This is a genomic window from Vibrio chagasii (genome assembly GCF_024347355.1).
Classification (GTDB): Bacteria; Pseudomonadota; Gammaproteobacteria; order Enterobacterales; family Vibrionaceae; genus Vibrio; species Vibrio chagasii.
This window is the reverse complement of record NZ_AP025465.1, coordinates 847,639-868,233: the sequence shown is the minus strand read 5'-3', so window position 1 is coordinate 868,233 and position 20,595 is coordinate 847,639. Positions and strand designations below refer to the sequence as shown.

Sequence of the window (20,595 nt, the reverse complement as noted above, 5' to 3'; positions counted from 1 at the left end):
AATATTGTTGAGAGCGATTTATGTCTGAAAGCCTTCATCCATTACAATCTGAGGTGACACTTGTCACCTCATTCCAAGATGCCGACCCAATGGGCGTGATCTATCACGGCAACTACTTCCGATTTTTCGAAGAAGTACGACGCATCATGATGGACAAGATTGAGTACAACTACCATGAGATGAAGGATTCAGGCTACATGTGGCCTATCATCGATACCCGCGTAAAATACATTAAGGCGATACCGTTTAATCACAAAATTAAAGTAACGGCGAAGCTCACCGAGTGGGAAAACCGCCTGCGCGTCGATTATGAAATTCATGATGCCCTAACCGGTGCTCGCATGACTCGAGCACACACTATGCAGGTTGCGGTAACCATTGAAGAGCAAGAAATGTGCTTTGCTTCACCGAAAGTGTTTACTGAAAAAGTAGAACACTGGCACCAGTTTGGCTGCTTACCTCTCACAGCTGAACAGCAACCTCAGGCCTCTAGCCCACCGCAGGTGAATCATGAATCTGTTTAAACGCAGCCGCAAACACATCAATATTGTGCTACTTGGGCTTACAGCGATAATGACGAGTGGCCTTGTAAGCGCTGAAGAGAGCGCTGCTGCTGTCGGTTCTATCTCAGAGCTGCAGACGGTACTCAGCGAAAATAGCATTGTTCGTGGCGAGTTCACTCAAACGCGCAATATGGAGATGTTCGCCCAACCTCTGACGTCGCAAGGTACATTCCTATTAGACAAATCAAATGGCCTACTCTGGACACAAACCACACCGTTTCCGGTGAACTTAGTGCTCACCGACAACAAGTTGAGCCAAAGGTTTGCCGACCAGCCCGCAAAGATCATCACTGATAAAGAAAACCCAATGGCGTTTTATTTCAGCCATATTTTCCTATCTGTGTTCCACGGTGATACACAAAAACTTCAAGACCAATTCTCACTGTCATTCCAGCCTGCAACTGCGCAAAGCTCAGACCAAAACACAGGATCTTGGACACTGACTCTTAAGCCCAAAAGCGCACCAATGAATGCAATATTTGAGGCTATCAGACTGCAAGGTAACAGTGATATTGAGCGTATTGAGTTAAAGGAGATTCGCGGAGATAGCACGGTGATCGAATTTAGCCAGCTAAGCCATCAACCGGAAGTATTGTCAGATGCCGAAGCGCAACAATTTCAACTCTAAGCTCGCCCTTGTCTGGCTAGTAATTGCGGCGCTTTTTAGCGGACTGTTGATTAAACAGTTCGCTTTTTCTTCTTCAGTGCCGATCGAAAGCAACATAATGAAATTGCTGCCTGAAAATCAACAAGATCCTATGGTTGAACAAGCTTTCCAGCAGATTTCCAACTCTATGAGTGAGCAAGTGGTGTTTATCTTGAGTGGAGCAGACATCAAGAACACTATTGCGGCAACTAAAGCCTTTGAAAAAGCACTCAATCATGGCACGTTTTCTGGTGGCTCAGTACTCTTCAAGCATGTACAAGGTAAAATCAACTCAAGTACGCAAAGCCAATGGAGTGACTTCTACTTCCGTCATCGAGCTCAGCTACTAACAGAGCAACAAAAAAAGACTCTGACGCACGCACCTGAGTCACGAGCTCAGTATGTGATTCAATCCTTGTACAACCCTTTTTCAGGCGTAACAGCGACCGAGCTAACCTTAGACCCATTCCTGTTATTTCGAGACTATATAAGCGAGGTTGGCACCCGCTCGAGTAACTTTGGACTTAAAGATGGCTATCTCACCGCTCAATCTCAAGAGCAATCACATATCCTCGTTACCGCAACGCTGGCGGGCTCTCCTTATAGCCTGACGATTCAAGAACAACTACCCGCGCTAGATACTTTAGAGCGAGACATTGAGAAGCAATTTGACGTTAAAGTTCAGCACACTGGCGTGGTTTTCTACGCAAATTACGGCACCCAAAGTGCGAAATCTGAAATCAGCACTATTGGTTTAGGGTCATTAGCGGGCGTAATTTTATTGGTGTGGTTAACGTTTCGTAGCGCACTCCCACTTGCCTTGTCTTTACTCTCAATTAGCACGGGGTTATTGGTCGCATTGGCGAGCACCGTCGCTATCTTTGGCAAGGTCCACCTATTCAGCTTGGTGTTTGGCGCGAGCTTGATTGGCGTATCCATCGATTACTCGTTTCATTACCTTACTGACCGTTTGGCCGCAGGAAGCCAATGGCAGAGTGACAAAGGGCTAAAGCACATCTTAGTTGCCATCACCCTAGGTTTAATCACTAGCTTAATCGGATACTTAGGGCTGCTGGTTGCGCCTTTCCCTGGTCTACAACAACTTGCACTATTCTCGTCCATCGGACTTATCGCCGCCTACGCAAGCGTGGTGTGTTGGTACCCCGTGTTGGCCTCTAAACCGAGCCAAGAACGAGCGCTTCCTTTGGCTGGCCTTTGGCACACATGGTTAAACTTGTGGAGCCATCCTAGGTTTAGAATCGGCTTGCCATTGATAGTGACCGTCTTAAGTTTGGCGTCAATCACTCAGGTTCGCTACGACGACGATATCAGGCAGCTTCAAGCAATGCCTGACGAGCTAAAACAACAAGAGCAAGCTATCTCTGAGATATCTGGTTTAGGTAGTGCTCAGAACATGCTGCTAGTTACTGCCGAAAGCAACCAAGCGCTGCTCAATAAGTTAGCATTGATCAGTTCTAATCTTGATAACTTAGTCGCTCAGCAAGCTATCTCAGGCTATCGCAGCGTCAATCAACACCTGCCAAGTGAGCAAGAACAACACCATAACTATCAGCTGGTTAAGCAGCTTTATGATAGTCAAAGCGCCACACTACAAACTACGCTTGGCTGGCCGAGCTTCCCAGAGCTTCCTAAATACAGTCCGATCACGCTCGATGAGTTTCTACCGTCGCCTGTATCAGAACCTATTCGCCCGCTTTGGTTAAAACCAATCAATAACCAAGCAGCGTCAGTTATCATGATCAAAGACGTCACTAACACTGAGCTGTTCTCACAATGGTTAGAGTCCGACTTTGCTCAGCAGCAAGGTGTGAAATACCTCAATAAAGCAGATGAAATCTCCTCTCTTTTTGCTGAGTACCGCGTCAAAATTACCGAGCTGTTATTGATTGCCTTCGCTGCTATTGGCATGGTGCTAGGTTGGCGATATGGCGTGAAACAAAGCCTATTAATGCTTCTACCATCTCTAATTGCAGGTGTCGCGGGGTTAGCGGTGACTGGCGTTTTAGGCTCAACATTAAACCTATTTAATCTGCTTGGTTTGATTCTGATTTTAGGGATCGGTATCGACTACACCCTGTTCTTTGCGGAGCAGAAGAAGTCGCTGAGCACCCTATTAGCAATCACTTTATCTGGCCTCACGACACTGCTGTCATTCGGCTTACTGTCACTGAGTCAGACTCATGCCATTCATAGCTTCGGGATTACCGTGTTAACCGGAATTTTTGTGGCGTGGCTGCTTTCCCCGCTCGCCATCAACAATGAGCAAGCCACAGAAAAGAACAAACCTCGTGAGGCATTTAGATGAACAAGACAATCAAGATAGCGCTCGCTGTCGTATTTAGCTTCCTACTCAATGCCTGTTCACTGGTTTCTCAACAACCGACAGGTGCGAGCGTCACTATCAATCAAGACAGAGAACTCGCCTTGCCCCTACCCGAAGAACTTGGGTACTCATTAACAGCAAGTCAGTTGATTAGCGCAAGCTGGCAAGAAGATACCCAGCAGTTACCAGTTCAAGTTGAAGTTACACCCGATAAGGTCGTTTTAGCCGGCTTTTCTTCTTGGGGTACACGCATATTATCGCTGCAGTATCAAAACCAAGCCATTGAAACACAAGTGCTATCTGGCCTCGGTGCTACCCTACCGCAGCCCGAACAGGTACTGTTTAATTTGATGCTCACCTTGTGGCCTGCAGAAGCATGGGCCCAACCACTACAAGGTATAGGCTGGCATTTAGTCGATACAGATAACAGCCGCACTGTGTTTGATGACGACAAGAAGGCAATCATCCGAATTGATTACCAAGCCAAACCGAATACACACAAAACGGCAGGCAACATTGTTTTTAAACATTTGACCCAAGGCTACACCATTACTATACAAACGTTGAATTCAACGATTGTCGATACCCCAAGTAAGAGCTAAACACTATGCCTATTTATATCCAAGACTGTGGTTTCCACTCAGCGCTAGGCTCCAGTATTACTGACATTCATGGGTGCTTAAAAGGCGAACGTGAACCGAACATGATTGAAGTCAGTGATATGCTGAACGACGGCAAACACACTGTCGTTGGCAAAATCGCAGGTGCGCTACCAGAGGTTCCGTCCACTCTCGTGAAGTATGCCACTCGCAACAACCAACTGGCGTTATCAGCTCTCAACCAAATCAAAGATTCTATTGAACTTGCCAAGGCACAATTTGGCGCAGACCGCATTGCTGTTGTTATAGGCACCAGTACCTCTGGTATCTCCGATGGTGAAGCGGCCTTCAAACAAAAACTGACAAACGGTGAGTTTCCAGAAGATTACCATTACTCAAAACAAGAGCTTGGGGACACTTCTGAGTTCGTTAGCCAATACTGCGCGTTGACGGGGCCAAACTACGTCATCTCTACGGCTTGCTCATCCAGCGGCCGCGTGTTTCTGACCGCCCAGCGCTTGTTAGGTTCAGGCATGGCTGATGCCGTATTAGTAGGTGGTGTGGATACCTTATGTAAGCTGACACTCAATGGTTTCCATGGTCTTGAAGCCCTTTCAACTAAACATTGTAAGCCATTTAGCGCATCTCGAGATGGCATCAATATTGGTGAAGCAGCCGCATTTATGTTGCTCAGTAAAACCAAGATCAAGCGTGTTCATTCTACTCAAAACACACCTCAAATTGCCTTATTAGGCTGTGGTGATAGCTCTGATGCACACCACATTTCAGCGCCTCATCCTGAAGGAAATGGAGCTGAACAAGCGATGAAAAAAGCTTTATATTCTGCACAGTTAACCGCAGAAGACATCGGTTACATCAATGCGCATGGTACAGCAACGCCACTCAATGACTCGATGGAAAGCAAAGCCATCCATCGTATTTTTGCAAACAAGGTTCCCGTAAGTTCTACCAAGCCGTTGACCGGGCATACTCTAGGCGCAGCAAGTGCGATTGAGGCTGCAATTGCTTGGCATATTTTGAAATATGACTTACCGCTTCCCTTACAAAAATGTCAGGATAAAGCTGAAGATATTGAGGTTGATTTGGTAAACTGTTCCCAGAAACTTAAAGTAAAGAATATCTTAAGCAACTCGTTTGCTTTTGGTGGTAACAACATTAGCCTGATTTTTGGTGTAGTAAATGACTGATATCCCTTCTGTAGACCAACTTCTCCCTCACGATGATCCGATGATATTAATCGATCGTGCTATCAGCGTAGAGGCGTTGTCGATCCACTGTCAGGTCGATATTGGTGACCATAATCTGTTCTTTAATGCCGAATCTCAAACGGTCCCAGCTTATGTTGGCATCGAGTTTATGGCGCAGTCTGTAGCGGCGTGGTCTGGATATCACGCGCTAAAAAACGGCACCACTCCCCCTATTGGTTTCCTGCTTGGCTCTCGTCGCTATAAATCACTGTGTGATGAGTTTACTCAAGGTCAGACCCTTGATATCTATGCCGAGCAGCTTATGGAAGACAGTGGTATGGCCGTATTTACCGCAAGAGTCGAAGACCAAGGCGAGTTGGTAGCTCAATGCCAACTCAATGTTTACGTACCAACCGAACAAAAATTACAAGAAATGAAAACTAGGAGCCCATCATGACCCGTCAGGTTTTAGTCACTGGTGCCAGCAAAGGCATTGGTAAAGCGATCGCTATTCAACTCGCGAAAGACGGATTTGAAATCGCCGTTCATTACATGGGTGACAAACAAGGCGCTGAGGAGACTCTACAATCGATCACCGAGCAAGGTGGCGCTGGACGTCTTATCCAATTTGATATCAGCAACCGCAGCGAATGTCGTGAAAAGCTAGAGTCTGATATTGCTGAACATGGCGCTTACTACGGCGTAGTAAACAATGCAGGCATTACTCGCGACACTGCATTCCCAGCGATGACAGAAGAAGAGTGGGACGGCGTGATCCATACCAACCTAGACAGCTTCTACAACGTACTTCACCCTTGTGTCATGCCTATGGTGCAAAAGCGTAAAGGTGGCCGTATCGTCACGCTAGCGTCTGTATCAGGCATTATGGGTAACCGTGGTCAAACGAACTATGCAGCGGCAAAAGCGGGTGTGATTGGCGCGACTAAATCTCTTGCTCTAGAACTCGCAAAACGCAAGATCACGGTAAACTGTGTCGCTCCTGGCTTAATTGACACAGGTATGGTTGACGAGCACGTGAAAGATCATGCACTTCCTCAAGTACCACTGCGCCGTATGGGTGAGCCGGAAGAAGTGGCTGGTCTAGTCAGCTACCTAATGTCTGATATTGCAGGCTACGTAACTCGCCAAGTGATTTCAGTAAATGGAGGCTTAGTATGACCCGCCGCGTTGTTGTAACTGGCATGTCTGGTGTTACTGCTTTTGGTAACGACTGGCTACAGATAGAGCCAAAGCTAAAAGCCTGTGAAAATGCGACTCAATATATGCCAAGCTTCGAGCAATATGACGGTCTCAACACTAAGCTTGCAGCGCCTATTGATGACTTCCAACTGCCTAAACACTATAAGCGTAAACAAGTACGTGGCATGGGGCGTGTATCACGCCTAGCAACGGTTGCTACTGAGAATGCATTGGAGCAAGCCGGCTTAATTGGTCACGATGTATTAACCAATGGTGAAACGGGTATCGCTTACGGCTCTTCAACCGGCAGTACTGATGCGGTTGGTGCGTTTGGTGTGATGCTGAATGAGAAGTCGACACGAGCAATCACAGCAACCACTTACGTTCAAATGATGCCGCACACAGCAGCGGTAAACGTAGGCCTGTTCTTTGGTCTGCGTGGTCGCGTGATTCCCACCAGCAGCGCATGTACTTCAGGAAGCCAAGCCATTGGCTACGCCTATGAAGCGATCAAGCATGGTTACCAAACCGTCATGGTCGCCGGTGGTGGTGAAGAGCTATGCCCAACTGAGTCTGCCGTTTTCGATACCCTTTTCGCTACCAGTTTAAAAAACGACACACCCAAGAAATCCCCTAGCCCATACGACAGCGAGCGTGATGGCTTAGTGATTGGTGAAGGAGCAGGTACTCTGATACTTGAAGAGTACGAACATGCGGTTGCTCGCGGCGCAAAAATTTATGCCGAAATCATTGGTTTCGCTAGCAACTGCGATGCCGCCCACGTGACCCAACCTCAAATGGAAACCATGCAAATCTGTATGGAAAAAGCATTGAGAGACGCACAACTTCCAGCTGAAAAGATTGGCTATGTCTCGGCGCATGGCACTGCAACTGAAAAAGGTGACATCGCCGAAAGTAACGCGACAGCGAATATCTTTGGCGAAGTGCCTATTAGTTCTCTTAAGAGTTACTTTGGCCATACGCTTGGCGCATGTGGTGCGATTGAAGCGTGGCTCAGCCTTGAGATGATGCACAGCGGTTGGTTCAGCCCAACCCTAAACCTAGAGAATGTCGATGAACAATGCGGCAAGCTCGATTACATCACGGGCTCGGGTCGCGAATTGGATGTTGAATATCTGATGAGCAACAACTTTGCCTTTGGCGGCATCAACACTTCAATCATCTTCAAGAAAATCTAGGATACGTAATGAAAAACTGGTTAGCCGTTGCTGCTGTCACTTTACTCGCAGGTTGTAGTGCTCCTAAATATTCAGGAAACGCACTGCCAGAAGCGAACAGCATTAAAAACATCACCATCGTAGAAGACACCAAGACGCGCACTGTGTTTCTTGATTCGATGCTCGATTGGTGTTTGAACAATCAAGTTAAATGTAAGGTTGTCGCAGACGGCTCTGAACACAAGCCTGAAGAAGTCACGCTAGATTACGTATCTCGTTGGAGCTGGGATTTGAGAACCTTTGTGGCAGACGCAAAGATCTCAGCTTATCAAGATCAACAGCGCGTTGGTAACGTAGAGTTTAAGGCGCCGAATAGCGGCAACTTTTCGAAGTTTGGTGACGATATGGAACGTATCAAAGCGATGATGGATATATTGTTCGATAAGAAATCAGCCGCGCAAGCAACCCAAATGATTGCCGACGACCAGCTATAGCGAAGCTATTTAAACAATAAAACGAGTTGTTTAGACAATAAACGAAGTCGTTTAGACAATAAATTTTGAGACAAATAAAAAGGGTCAGTAACCAAGTTACTGACCCTTTTTTGAATCTAACAACTGCTCAATTAAGCGTTAGCTTCACGCTCTGCGATGAACTCAAGAGCCATCTTGATGCGAGCGATTACGCGCTCTTTACCAACAAGCTCCATAACTGCATCAACAGAAGGAGACTGACCGCCACCTGTTACTGCTACGCGAAGTGGCATACCGATTTTACCCATGCCGATCTCTAACTCTTCACATACTGCAGCAATCACACCATCTTTGATGTTTGCTGTCGTGAACTCTTCAAGAGCTTCAACCTTAGCAAGAGCAAGCTCTAGTGGACCTTTAGCTACACCACGTAGGTGCTTCTTCGCTGCGCCCGCTTCAAACTCAGAGAAATCTTCGTAGAAGTAACGAGACTGCTCAGCAAGTTCGATAAGCGTGTTACAACGCTCGCCAACTAGCTTGATCACTTCAGTGATAGCAGGGCCGTTTGTTGTATCGATCTTCTGCGCGTCTAGGTGCCATTGCAGGTATTTTGCAACGTACTCAGGCTCAGAAGTTTTGATGTAGTGGTTGTTCAACCAAAGTAGCTTTTCAGTATTGAATGCAGATGCAGACTTGCTGATTGCGTTCAGGCTGAAGAACTCAATCATCTCTTCTTGAGAGAAGATCTCTTGGTCACCGTGAGACCAACCTAAACGTACTAGGTAGTTGTTTAGTGCGTTAGGTAGGTAACCTTCGTCGCGGTATTGCATTACTGATACAGCACCGTGACGCTTAGACAGTTTCGCACCGTCATCACCTAGGATCATTGCACAGTGAGCGAAAGTTGGAACTGGCGCGCCTAGTGCTTCGTAGATGTTGATTTGACGAGGTGTGTTGTTGATGTGGTCTTCACCACGAACAACGTGTGTAATACCCATGTCCCAGTCATCCACTACAACTACGAAGTTGTAAGTGGGAGCACCATCTGTACGACGAATGATTAGGTCATCAAGTTGGCTGTTAGAAATTTCGATGCGACCACGGATTTGGTCATCAAATACTACACTGCCTTCTTTAGGGTTGCGGAAACGGATAACGCACGCATCGCCTTCTTGTGCTGCTTCGTTAGCGGCAATAATTTTAGGGTGGTTCGCATCGTAACGAGCCATCTCTTTGTTTGCTTCTTGCTCTGCACGAATTTCATCAAGCAGTTCTTTAGACGCGTAGCATTTGTATGCTTTGTCTTCAGCTAGAAGCTTATCAACCATTTCGTTGTAACGGTCAAAACGCTTAGATTGGTAGTAAGGACCTTCGTCCCATTCCATACCCATCCATTGCATGCCTTCTAGAATTGCATCAACCGCTTCTTGAGAGTTACGCTCAAGGTCTGTGTCTTCGATACGTAGAACGAATTCACCGCCTTGGTTTTTAGCGAATAGCCAAGAGTAAAGTGCAGTACGTGCACCACCAACGTGAAGATAGCCAGTTGGGCTAGGAGCAAAACGAGTTTTAACCGTCATTTAAATACCTTGATTATGTAGGTGATTCTTTTAGTGGAGCCTATTACAAGGCCTGCAATAGTCAAACATCACTAAATTTTGGGCACTATTTTATCACCACCGCTTAAATCTACAATCAGTAGTGAATGATTAATGCGCTGTTGTTGTACGAAAGCCGTTATTGAAAGGCCAATTACGCCCTTAAAGTTCTAAATAGATAGTCTTAGCCAGTAGATTATAGCCGCACATTCTTAATTTCCCTCTTCCATTCCAAACTGAAACCACCAGCTAGCACTCCACCAAGATCAAATTCTTGAATTTATGTTTGACCTTACCCTTACGGGAAGGTTTATGTTAGGCGTAGATGAGAATTGGAGTATCGATATGAACCACTACACAACGGCGCTCAACGGCCTAAATTGCATGGGTTGCGCGAAGAAAGTTCGCACACTGTTTAGCGATCTCGACAGCACGATGATTAATGACATATCGCCGACCTACATCGATATTTCGACTCCATTTGGTTACATTCAGCTCAACGAACAGTTAGCAACGCTTGGCTATTCTATGGGTAATCAGCTGCACCTTTCGCTATCCGGTCTGAGCTGCGGCAAGTGTGTGAGCAAACTGACTAAAACGCTTGAACAAACTGAGCAAGCCTCAAACCTAGAAGTCAGCAAACAGGAATTATCACTGGTTACTCTGCTTTCTGAATCTGAGGTTATTGAGCTGGTCGAAAGTGTCGGTTATCACGCCGCTCCCTACTCTGAATCTAATCACCAGTCATCACGTTCAGATTTAGAAGAAGATAAAAAACCAGCCTCCACAGTTACAACGCCAACTGAACCCGTTGCAAGTCAATATACTTATCATCTTGTTCTTGAGGGGATGACCTGCGCGAGTTGCGTTTCTTCAGTCGAAAAAGCACTGAAAAACAACAAATTCGTCGATCAAGCTCAGATCAACCTTGCCGAGCAAACAGCCTTGGTTTTCACATCTCAGACACGCGACCTGATAGAAAACAAGCTCATCCAATCGGTGAAAGCCGCAGGGTATGGCGCCGAGTTTGTTGATGATGCGGCAACACAACAACAAAAACAGCAAGAGCAACAACTTCGCACTCAACAGGCCTTCCTGAAAAACTCAGTGAGTGCGCTACTGCTTGGCGGACCATTAATGGCATGGGGCGTCTTTGGTGGCAGCATGACCATCGCAACACAAAATGATCAACTGGCTTGGGGATTCATTGGTGTAATCTGCCTAGTGCTACTAGCCACCTCTGGGCGGAACTTCTTCACTAACGCGTGGCAATCCTTGATGCATAAACGCGCGACCATGGACACGCTAGTAGCTTTGGGTACAGGCGCAGCATGGTTCTACTCAATGTTGGTTGTGCTCATTCCATCATGGTTCCCCGAAGCCTCTCACCATGTCTATTTTGAGGCAAGCGCGATGATCATTGGCCTTATTTCTTTAGGTCACTATATCGAAGCCAAAGCCAAAGCTCGCACTACAAAATCGCTACAGGCACTGATTAATTTACAGCCTCAAAAAGCGATGGTTATCGTCGATGGCAAAGAGCAGCTTATTGCTGTAGAGGCTATCCAAGTGGGTATGCAGATACGCGTCAAACCGGGTGAGAAAGTGCCGGTTGATGGTGTTGTGGTATCAGGTGAGTCTTACATCGATGAATCCATGCTAACTGGTGAGCCGCTTCCCAACGTAAAATCAGTTAATGATAGTGTCTCTGCAGGTACCATTAATGGTGATGGCAGCTTAATTATTGAAGCGACAGGAATTGGCTCGAGCACTATGTTGGCTCGCATCATCCAGATGGTTCGCCAAGCACAAAGCAGTAAACCTGCAATTGCCAAGCTTGCAGACTCTATCTCTGCTATTTTCGTTCCTGTTGTCGTCGCGATCGCAGCCGTTGCCGCCCTAGTTTGGTTCTTTATTGGTCCGCAACCAAGTGCAAGCTACATGCTTGTCGTATCAACGACTGTGCTGATCATCGCTTGTCCGTGTGCTCTAGGCCTTGCCACTCCGCTTTCTATTACTGTCGGTGTCGGAAAAGCTGCTGAGTTTGGCGTTCTGATCAAAGATGCCGATGTGTTGCAGTCAGCGAGCAAAATCGATGCTGTGGTATTTGATAAGACGGGTACCCTAACCCAAGGTAAACCAAGCGTGCAGCAAGCGTTTTACCACAACCTATCAGAACAAGAACTGCTGACTTACGCCTATTCGGTTGAAGTTGGTTCAGAACACCCGCTTGCCAAAGCCGTTTGCCAGTATGCCGAAAACTTAGAAGTTTCAGCACTCTCACACAGCGACTTTGAAAACCGCCGAGGCCTTGGCGTACAAGCCAATATCAACGGAAAACACGTTCAAGTCGGCTCTCTGAAATACCTAACCCAACTCGGTATTGATACTCAAATAGGTAATGACTTTATTGAGCTTTGCCGCGCACAAGCATGGACGCCAATCTTCGTCGTCATCGACCAAAAACTGGAAGGCATATTAGGCATTTCAGACGCATTAAAAATAGATAGCAAACAAGCTATTGCTCAACTAAAATCCGCCGGAATTCACACAGTGCTACTCACTGGCGACAACGACTCGGTTGCTCAAGCGATTGGCAAAAGCGTCGGTATCGATGAGGTTATCTCTGAGGTACTTCCAGAGCAGAAGGCGCAACATATTGTTGAACTTCAACAACAATATAAGAATGTAGCAATGGTTGGAGACGGTATAAACGACGCACCAGCACTGGCTCAAGCCGATATAGGTATCGCAATGGGCAGTGGCAGTGATGTTGCGATTGAAAGTGCACAAATGACACTCCTCAACTCGTCGCCACTGTCTGTAAGCAACGCGATCGAGCTATCTCAAGCGACCGTAAGAAACATGAAGCAAAACCTGTTTGGGGCCTTCATCTACAACTCGCTTGGCATCCCTATTGCTGCCGGTGTGCTCTACCCGTTTTTTGGATTTCTGCTTAGCCCAGTAATTGCAGGAGCTGCTATGGCGATGTCGTCAATTACTGTGGTAAGCAATGCCAACAGGCTGAGATTGTTCAAGCCCACCCATTCTAATATCAATAAAAACCATATTCATGAGGTTAACCATGATTCGTAAAGTTATGACTCTTACTGCAGTCGCTGCAATTTCAGGACAGGCTTTAGCTACTGATGTTCTAAACCATAAATCTCCATACTGCGGCTGCTGCACAGAATGGACGGAGCATATGCGTGATTCCAGGTTCGATGTAACAGAGAAACTCCACGATGATATGAACCCAATCAAGCAAAAGTTAGGGGTCACCCCTGAGCTGGCATCTTGCCACACGGCAGAGATTGATGGTTATGTATTTGAAGGTCACATCCCAGCAGAAGACGTGAAAGCCTTTTTAGAAAACCCACCACGCAATGCGATTGGTTTGGCGGTTCCGGGTATGCCAATGGGCTCACCGGGTATGGAATATGGCGATAAGAAAGACGAGTACTCTGTGTACGCGTTTAATGATAAGGGTCAGGTGTTTGAGTACCGTCACTATAAAGGTAACTAGAGTACCAATTCACCTAAGGTAGAAAATTTAAAGCATAAAAATAGAGCCTAGTATCAAGCAAACCCAAGACTGTGGTTTGCTTACTAGGCTCTTTGCTTTTGGACAGTAAAGCAAATCTTGTCGCGGTACCAACCGGGCTGTTAGTACCGCTATATTCCCCTCGCTAATTAGCTAGCAAGCTATTTAACAAAGAAGTTCACTCAGCTAATAATCTAATCGACTAAGCAGCTAAGCGAATCAGCTTAGAAGCCGTAAGAAGCACCGAATACGAATGCGTTGTTAGCATTGTCAGCTTGGTTACGGTACTCAAAGTAAGGTTGAACACCTTGACGAGTCCATGTAGCACGAAGCTCGTGGTCCATTGTGTTATCAGCGTCGCTGATTACGTATACGTTGTTGTAGCTAAGCGCTAGTTCAGCATTTACTGCGTAACCGATACGGTTGTCAAAACGAGTTTGGTCATCAGCTTTGCTGTCTTCCATTGCGTGGTAACGAGTACGGTTACTAATAGAGATACCGTTATCGAAGTTGTAGCCGATCTTAACTAATGGACGATACTGAACCGTTTCGCCGTTATTTAGTAGGTGGTGGTAACCAGCTGCAACCCATAGGTTGTCATTGATGTTATACATCTGCTCAACACCTAAAGTGATGTATGGAGAGTTACCTAGGCCGCTATCTTGGATTGCGTCATTGTCGTACTTACCAAGAGAGATACCATCGAACTCTGTTAGTAGCGTTGTACCAGAGTCAAACGTGTGTCCAGCTTCTAGAGTAGACGTAGCGTTTGGTTGGAAATCAGAATGAAATTGAACGTTACCTGTAACGTAAGAAGAACCAGCAAAAGCACTAGAAGCGAAAGCAAGAGAAAGAGCACTTAGAGCGATAATTTTTTTCATAGTAAACTGCCTTAGTTTGATTTTTTCAGCGGCATATCTTCGGTATATCATTCACCTTCACCGCTTGAGTAATTGGTCGCCTCCCTGGCATGAAATCTATGTTGCTCGAATTAATTTGCGTTTCAAAATAAAAGGGGCAACAGAGTGTTCCCTCTCACTATCAAAAAAAGACAAGTTATTTAACACTTTAAAATTAATAACTTAAAGGCATAAAAATTGATAAAAAACTCAAGATTGAAAAGTATACAGATCGGGATCACATTATTTCACGAAGAAAAATTAGATTTAGATAGTTGAATCACATCTGATTTAGAGTTTTTTACAGGGGACTTATTTTTTGAAGAGAATAATGAGAAGCGCGTCACTTTTGGGATTAAAGTCACCTTATGTGCATTGTTGATGATATGAACAAAGGCGATTTCTATATGTTTCAGTTTTGGATAAACACCTAATTCGCAGTAAACAAAAAGAGCTCCCGTTTTATCTTGAATAAGATAAAGGTCAGGAGCTCTTCTACTAATAGTGCTTATCGATTATTTAACTGAGGTCACTCGACTTACTTTCTCACCACTTTCTGAAATAGAGCGGATGTAAGTCTCACCAGAAACTGATGGACGTTGTTGCTCATCGTACGTTAGCCAGTTTTCGCCATCAGCAGAGTATTGCAGCTCTACACCTGGGAATTGAATGTTCATCGCTAGCTTACCGTCAACAACCTTCGCACCTGGAACTGGTAGTCGGTAATCAATACCTGCTTTTTCTAGCTTAGCTAGTTCACGTTGACCAAGAATATTCGCAAAGCGATTAAAGTCGCTGTTCAACGCTTGCTTATTCACTAAGTTAGTTTCTTGAGAGTATTCAACACCAACCTTATAGTCGTTTTCCCACTCAGCTCGGTGCCATGCACGCTCTGCTGCTGCTAGTACACGAGGGAACACCATGTATTCATATTGCTCGTCAGTACGTACTGTTTCTGACCAAAGTTGAGCTGACAGACCGTAGAAAGGTTTCGCTTCAACCTCACCTTTACCTGAGAAACCATTACCATCACGGTCTAATGATGTTTCTGCGTTTTGTGGCATGTTTTCTGGTGCGAAGCCAAACATCTTACGAGTATCGGTTGCACGTGTTGCCCAGTAGTAACCGCGCTCAGCAGCATCAACTTCGTATGGCATATCCATGTATACGTAGTCTGGGTTAGAGACAATCACGTCATACCCTTTTGCTGACCAATCGTATACTGATGAAGTTCCGCCCCAGTAAAGAACGTCCCAGAAGTTCACGCGAGTGCTTTCGGTTGCAAATGCTTCTTCACCCTCGCTGTATTTCAGACCATCTTGCCATGCTTGGAAGTGTGGAATACCCTTCTCAGCAACAATCTTAGAAACCTGTTCTGCGAAGTGGCTTGGTAGATGACCGAAATCGCTTACAGTACCATCAGCGATCAATGACTGACATTGTGGTGATTGTTGGAACGGCTTATCTTGCTTAGACAAATCGATATTGCCTTTCCAAGCCACTTGATCTTCTGCATTAATATCTTGTAAGCCTACACCTAACTTGATGTTTTTCGCCTCATCGCCACCAAAGTGCCAAGTCGTTAGCGGAACGCCCGCTTCTTGGTGCATTGCCGCCACTTCAGAGATTACTTTATCGACGAAGTGAGTTGATGACTCCATACATGGGTTAATGAAGCTTTGCTTATCGTAGAACTGAACCGTGGTTACGTTCGATGTATCTTGTGGATCCATCAAGCGGTATTCGTTCGCTTCTGCTTCTTTGCCTTCCGCCATGAGACGAGTGTAACGCGCTTCCATTGATACCACAGCTGAACGAGCGTGTGCTGGCATATCAATTTCAGGGATAACTTCGATGCTGCGCGCTTTAGCGTAGCTTAAAATCTCGACGTAATCCGCTTTACTAAAGAAACCAGAGCCAAAGTTGTCTGTTGTAGGACCAGAACCTAGCTGAGGCAGTAAGCAGCTTTGTTCATCCAAATCAAAACAACGATTAGACCCTACATCCGTTAGCTCTGGTAAACCTGGAATTTCTAAACGCCAACCTTCATCATCCGTTAGGTGAAGGTGCAGTTTATTCATCTTGTATGCCGCCATTTGATCTAGCGTTGCTAAGATGGCATCTTTTGAGTGGAAGTTTCGAGCAACATCCACCATCACACCACGATAATCAAAGCGCGGCGCATCTTTAATTGACAGTTGTGGTAATGATTCAGCGTTCTGACTATCTATTAGGCCAAAAATAGACTGAACTGCGTAGAAAGCGCCGGTTTTATCAAATGCTTTAATCGCAATCCCCTCTTCCGAGATGCTTAGTTCATAAGCGCCAGATTTCGCTAAATCACCCGTAAACTGAGTAGGAACAACAGCGACACTTACAGGAAGGTCACCACTCACATCTACGTTTACCACATCTGCACGTTCTTCAATTGCAGCGAACTGATCAGCGTCGAATGCGTCTTTTGGTAAAGCAATACCACCAGCAATACTTACTGAACCTTCAGCCGCTTCTACCGACATTGGCGTTGGCAATAGCGTTGTTGATACATCTTGCGTTGCTAGATCAGCATTCTTTTCAAAACGCGTCACCGCTGTCGCCATTACGTTATTATCATCAGGCGTACGCTTAAGGTTATTACCCTCAAGACCAGTTACGAACGATGCAACATCTTCTGTATTCAATGATGCAATCATCTTAGGTTCTGCGTTTGGCCCCGTCACGAATGCACCTGGCATAAAGTCAGTTTCAAACAGTTGCCAGTATTCACTCGTTAACGGAAGAACCACTTCTTCACCAGCCGCAAAGCCGTCAAATTTTTCAGTAGGTTCTAGCTTGTGAAGGTCACCAGTAACGCGAGTGATCTTAAATTGCTCATTATCAACATCTAAAATAAGACGAATACTGTGGAAGTAGATGCTCCAATCTTTAGAGTCAATCGCTTCACCGTCATTGGTTAGCGTCATGTTCACTTTATTACATGACGCCCATTCAGCACCTAGATCCTGACAAGCCAAGCCTTCATTCGCACCATGATTAGTTAGAATTTCGTACTGAACATCAAGATTGTCAGCCAGTGCATTCACTACTTTTTGTTCTGGTGCTTGCGTTACTGCACAACCTGTTAGGCCAGCCAATACCGCTACAGATAGTAAGTTTCTCTTCAACATCGTATTCACCCATAAATTAAAAATTGAGTAAGAAGCAAAATGGAGCGCTTCGAAAGTTAGATAAACTATATGGGCTTATTTTTTACCGTGAATTAAATCGAGCTAATAAAGTGATCGGCTTCAAATCTCAAAAATATTGATAAATTTAATTTAAATAAAATCATCAAGTTACAAGCAACGGCACTTCCGTCATTTTAATTTTGACGTAAAATTTGAGAAATGAATCACAATCTTTTTTACCGATTTCATAAAATCGTGTCATTGGTAGTCAGAAAGGATTTAGAGTTTCAGCGTATTGTTATACTTTTCTTACAAACAACGTGACATTGTTCTCAAAAAAAAACCGTTAAAAAACTCCGTCAAAATCATTTTTAACGAGTTACGTCTTCCTCTAGGAGCTCTCTTTGCGCACATTCTTACACTTAACGTTACTCGCTCTTACCTTTACGACTAAGCACGCTTTAGCAGAACCTCTGTATTGGCAAGCCAAAAAAGATGACCTGACCTTAACAATTTTAGGTTCTGTACACGTTGGGGATGAAAGCATGTATCCACTTCCCACGCAGATTACCGACACATTAAAAGAGAGCGATGGCCTAATCATCGAAACGGATATCAGGAAATCCGAAGGTGTCGTATACCCGACTACAACAGTGACCACGGCTGATGTGCTCAGCGCAGAACAAAAGCAGTTACTAACAAGCATTTCAAAATCTTTGGGGATGCCGACTCAGCAACTATTGAGCTCTCCACCTTGGGCGACATCTTTATCGATACAAATGCAGCAATTAAAGAATCTCGGCTATGGCTCGGCGGGCGGTGTAGACGCAACATTAGCCTATAAGGCAACCATACAAGACGTTCCGGTGATCAGCTTAGAGCCTCTACAATTTCAAATTGACCTAATCGCAGGACAAAAAGATTCGGGTAAAGAGTGGTTGTTGACTAGCCTTGAAGAATTTGACCAAACGGACCGTGTCGTGCATTGCCTCATTGAAAGCTGGAAAGCGGGCGATGAGTCCAAACTTGAGGATTTTGCGGAATTGTCTGAAATGCCAACCGAGCTTGAGAAAGCATTCCTAACAGATCGCAACGTAGACTGGGCAAATAAACTATCATCCAATGACTGGAAACTCGATACGAAAGGACACTACTTGTTAGTCGTCGGCACCTTACACCTAATTGGCGAAGGTAATCTTTTGCAGTTGTTAGAAGATAAAGGGTTCAGTGTGACGCAACAATCAAAGAGCCAAAAAGCACAGTGTCAGTTTGAAGATCACTAGTTAATTTTGATGCCATGACTTTTTCATTATAAAAGCGTTTCCTTAATAACAGACATTTTACATTTAGCAACGCTATAGTGGTGCTATCATCTTTCGCTCTTTTTATAAATGGTGTTGTTCTAATGAAACCAGTACTTTTCGCTTTTCCTCTAGCCTTTGCCGTCCTTATGCCTACAGTAGTGTCTGCCAAAGAAACTTGTACGGTAGAACAATTTCAAGCTATCGACATTCAGCCAGATACAAAGGGGGGTGTGATAGATAAAGAAAGTGGGCAATTTCTCATAACAGAGAAGCCGCCAATGCGATGTGCGACGATAACATTCACAACATCGACAACGAGAAACCGCATCGTCAGCCAAATGAATGGAAACTTTGAAGCAAGCTTCTACGATAATCAAACTGGGAACTCTAGTTCGGCTACGTTTAATGAAGATGAAGTGAAGGCGGGTTACATTCGAATTGGTCCCAATAATCCAGCAGAAGCTTATGTTTGTTTTGTTACTTCAGAGACACCGATCAAAGACATTACTTGTGACGTCAAATAAATCAGCTGAGTAACAGATAAAAAACAGGGCTACGGGTAAGATCCATTTTCCGCATAGCCCTATTTTGCTGCTTACTCGGTTATTTAAAGAATGTCAGTGCTCGCTTCCGAATAACGTGCAATGATTGGGTTTTGCATTGCATTAGGGTCACCAGGCGACCACATACCACGTTTCATTCCTTTAACGATTAAATGAATCACTGCCGCATCTATCGCAGACATTACGGCAATATTCACTGGTTCATTTTGGCTGTAGCCCATCTCAACTTCTAACAACTCTTTATAGTCAACAAAGCGAAATGCACCGAAGCCGATCTCATGAGAGGAAATGGTTTTAGTAGTAGTGACACTCAAAAGAACTTGCCCAGTTCGAACATCGACGGCTCTCAAATTCACCGTGACTTGATCCGTTCTGTACTGCCCAGAACCACCAATACCTAAATACTTAGCGCCTGCCCCTCCGGTAACAATATTTGAGTCATAAGCCACAATCCCGCCTTCGATAACAATGTTAGCGGAACTCAAAGATGACAAATCCGCACCATGATTATTCACGACTTTGTCTTTTTTCTGAGCCGCACGAATGATCTTACGTTCCGTCAACAAGTTCTGTAGCCCTTCACGTTCTAGAGGGACAAACCATTGTGAATCAATCAATGCTGTCGTGAGCAGTGATGTACCGCCCTGTGGTACAGCTGTTGAGAAGTTACTGTTTGGTTGAGGTTTGTATTGCCCCGTTTGGTCTCTAAAATCATAGACTGAGACCAATATTTTACCGCGAGGCTGAGGTAGTGAGCTGAGATCGGTGTAAGTCGATCCTCTCGGCATCAGCTTAGGTGTTTCAGAAGTCTCTGGAATTTGCATAGAGTAAGTGCATCCTCCTAACACGAAGGTTAGAAAGACGATAATAATCGATTTCATAACACAACCCTTGTGATTAGAGGTCTGGATTTAATCCCGATACGCTGATTTCAGTTGACTCACCAGTCGCTTTGTCGACGATTTGAACCAATAACGTCCCTGAGTCATCAACGATGTTGAGAAAGAAGTCTTCCGTTTCTAGTTGCCCAGTATTGCCATTACCCACGTCAGCAAGCAATTGGCTAATCAGGCGAGACTCTAAGCTGGAGGCTAAACGATCTAATGCTGATTCTTGTTCATCAAAAATATCCCTAGCACTTGGATCTTCGTAATCATTGATAGCGTTAGCGTGATTAAATAGGTGAGAACTGTTTAAAGCGTTTCCACCGAAACTGGGGTTTACGGGCGTATAAACTAATTCGCTCGCGTAAATCGAAGGGGAAGCTAACAACGCAATAAGCGCTGCCTTTCTGAAAAGTATCGACATC

Annotated in this window: 18 protein-coding genes; 13 read left to right on the top strand and 5 right to left on the bottom strand. The window is 45.1% G+C overall.

The window, feature by feature from the left end:
* Positions 1–20 precede the first annotated feature (20 nt).
* The 9 genes from OCV52_RS03955 to OCV52_RS03915 are packed head-to-tail and all read left to right on the top strand — an operon-like array spanning position 21 to position 8,232.
* Positions 21–524, top strand: coding sequence for an acyl-CoA thioesterase (locus OCV52_RS03955; protein ID WP_137408632.1), 504 nt, complete (start codon positions 21–23; stop codon positions 522–524).
* Positions 511–1,191 (top strand): LolA family protein, encoded by a 681-nt coding sequence (locus OCV52_RS03950; RefSeq protein ID WP_137408633.1) that lies wholly within the window; start codon positions 511–513, stop codon positions 1,189–1,191. The genes OCV52_RS03955 and OCV52_RS03950 overlap by 14 nt, the downstream gene beginning before the upstream one ends.
* Positions 1,163–3,535, top strand: coding sequence for an MMPL family transporter (locus tag OCV52_RS03945; RefSeq protein ID WP_137408634.1), 2,373 nt, complete (start codon positions 1,163–1,165; stop codon positions 3,533–3,535). Before OCV52_RS03950 ends, OCV52_RS03945 begins: the two co-directional genes overlap by 29 nt.
* Positions 3,532–4,155 (top strand): DUF3261 domain-containing protein, encoded by a 624-nt coding sequence (locus OCV52_RS03940; RefSeq protein ID WP_137408635.1) that lies wholly within the window; start codon positions 3,532–3,534, stop codon positions 4,153–4,155. The genes OCV52_RS03945 and OCV52_RS03940 overlap by 4 nt, the downstream gene beginning before the upstream one ends.
* Positions 4,156–4,160: 5 nt before the next feature.
* Entirely contained in the window at positions 4,161–5,360 is a 1,200-nt protein-coding gene (locus OCV52_RS03935) for a beta-ketoacyl-[acyl-carrier-protein] synthase family protein (protein ID WP_137408636.1), read from the top strand.
* Complete coding sequence (locus OCV52_RS03930) at positions 5,353–5,817, top strand: hotdog family protein (protein ID WP_004739763.1); 465 nt, start codon at positions 5,353–5,355, stop codon at positions 5,815–5,817. The genes OCV52_RS03935 and OCV52_RS03930 overlap by 8 nt, the downstream gene beginning before the upstream one ends.
* A complete protein-coding gene (locus tag OCV52_RS03925; RefSeq protein ID WP_019824153.1) occupies positions 5,814–6,539 on the top strand; it encodes a 3-ketoacyl-ACP reductase FabG2 in 726 nt (241 codons plus the stop codon). The genes OCV52_RS03930 and OCV52_RS03925 overlap by 4 nt, the downstream gene beginning before the upstream one ends.
* Entirely contained in the window at positions 6,536–7,759 is a 1,224-nt protein-coding gene (locus tag OCV52_RS03920) for a beta-ketoacyl-ACP synthase (protein WP_102424522.1), read from the top strand. Before OCV52_RS03925 ends, OCV52_RS03920 begins: the two co-directional genes overlap by 4 nt.
* Positions 7,760–7,767: 8 nt before the next feature.
* On the top strand, positions 7,768–8,232 hold the full coding sequence (locus tag OCV52_RS03915; RefSeq protein ID WP_137408637.1) for an Sbal_3080 family lipoprotein: 465 nt from the start codon (positions 7,768–7,770) through the stop codon (positions 8,230–8,232).
* Positions 8,233–8,363: 131 nt separating this feature from the next.
* On the opposite strand, the gene gltX is transcribed toward OCV52_RS03915, so the two are convergent.
* Positions 8,364–9,791, bottom strand: a complete 1,428-nt coding sequence (gene gltX / locus OCV52_RS03910) for a glutamate--tRNA ligase (protein ID WP_008218185.1) — start codon at positions 9,789–9,791, stop codon at positions 8,364–8,366.
* Between the two features lie 300 nt (positions 9,792–10,091).
* Here gltX and OCV52_RS03905 point away from each other — a divergent pair, with 300 nt between their 5' ends.
* Positions 10,092–12,905, top strand: a complete 2,814-nt coding sequence (locus OCV52_RS03905) for a heavy metal translocating P-type ATPase (RefSeq protein ID WP_137408638.1) — start codon at positions 10,092–10,094, stop codon at positions 12,903–12,905.
* The gene (locus tag OCV52_RS03900; protein ID WP_137408639.1) at positions 12,895–13,335 is read left to right on the top strand and encodes a DUF411 domain-containing protein; all 441 of its coding nucleotides are present in this window, start codon (positions 12,895–12,897) and stop codon (positions 13,333–13,335) included. Before OCV52_RS03905 ends, OCV52_RS03900 begins: the two co-directional genes overlap by 11 nt.
* A gap of 242 nt (positions 13,336–13,577) precedes the next feature.
* Here the strand turns inward: OCV52_RS03900 and OCV52_RS03895 are convergent, their stop codons facing one another.
* Together OCV52_RS03895 and OCV52_RS03890 are read right to left on the bottom strand one after the other, a co-directional pair.
* Positions 13,578–14,234, bottom strand: coding sequence for an oligogalacturonate-specific porin KdgM family protein (locus OCV52_RS03895; RefSeq protein ID WP_019824160.1), 657 nt, complete (start codon positions 14,232–14,234; stop codon positions 13,578–13,580).
* Positions 14,235–14,767: 533 nt separating this feature from the next.
* Complete coding sequence (locus tag OCV52_RS03890; RefSeq protein ID WP_137408640.1) at positions 14,768–17,419, bottom strand: beta-N-acetylhexosaminidase; 2,652 nt, start codon at positions 17,417–17,419, stop codon at positions 14,768–14,770.
* A gap of 404 nt (positions 17,420–17,823) precedes the next feature.
* On the opposite strand from OCV52_RS03890, the gene OCV52_RS03885 reads away from it, so the two are divergent.
* Together OCV52_RS03885 and OCV52_RS03880 are read left to right on the top strand one after the other, a co-directional pair.
* Positions 17,824–18,702: a TraB/GumN family protein gene (locus tag OCV52_RS03885; protein ID WP_137408641.1), complete on the top strand. Its 879-nt coding sequence runs from the start codon at positions 17,824–17,826 to the stop codon at positions 18,700–18,702.
* A 122-nt stretch (positions 18,703–18,824) separates the two neighbouring features.
* The gene (locus tag OCV52_RS03880; RefSeq protein WP_137408642.1) at positions 18,825–19,247 is read left to right on the top strand and encodes a hypothetical protein; all 423 of its coding nucleotides are present in this window, start codon (positions 18,825–18,827) and stop codon (positions 19,245–19,247) included.
* 83 nt (positions 19,248–19,330) lie between these two features.
* Here the strand turns inward: OCV52_RS03880 and OCV52_RS03875 are convergent, their stop codons facing one another.
* On the bottom strand, positions 19,331–20,167 hold the full coding sequence (locus OCV52_RS03875; RefSeq protein ID WP_137408643.1) for a CsgG/HfaB family protein: 837 nt from the start codon (positions 20,165–20,167) through the stop codon (positions 19,331–19,333).
* Between the two features lie 16 nt (positions 20,168–20,183).
* Positions 20,184–20,594, bottom strand: coding sequence for a curli assembly protein CsgF (locus OCV52_RS03870; RefSeq protein WP_004739781.1), 411 nt, complete (start codon positions 20,592–20,594; stop codon positions 20,184–20,186).
* Between the last annotated feature and the right edge of the window lies 1 nt (position 20,595).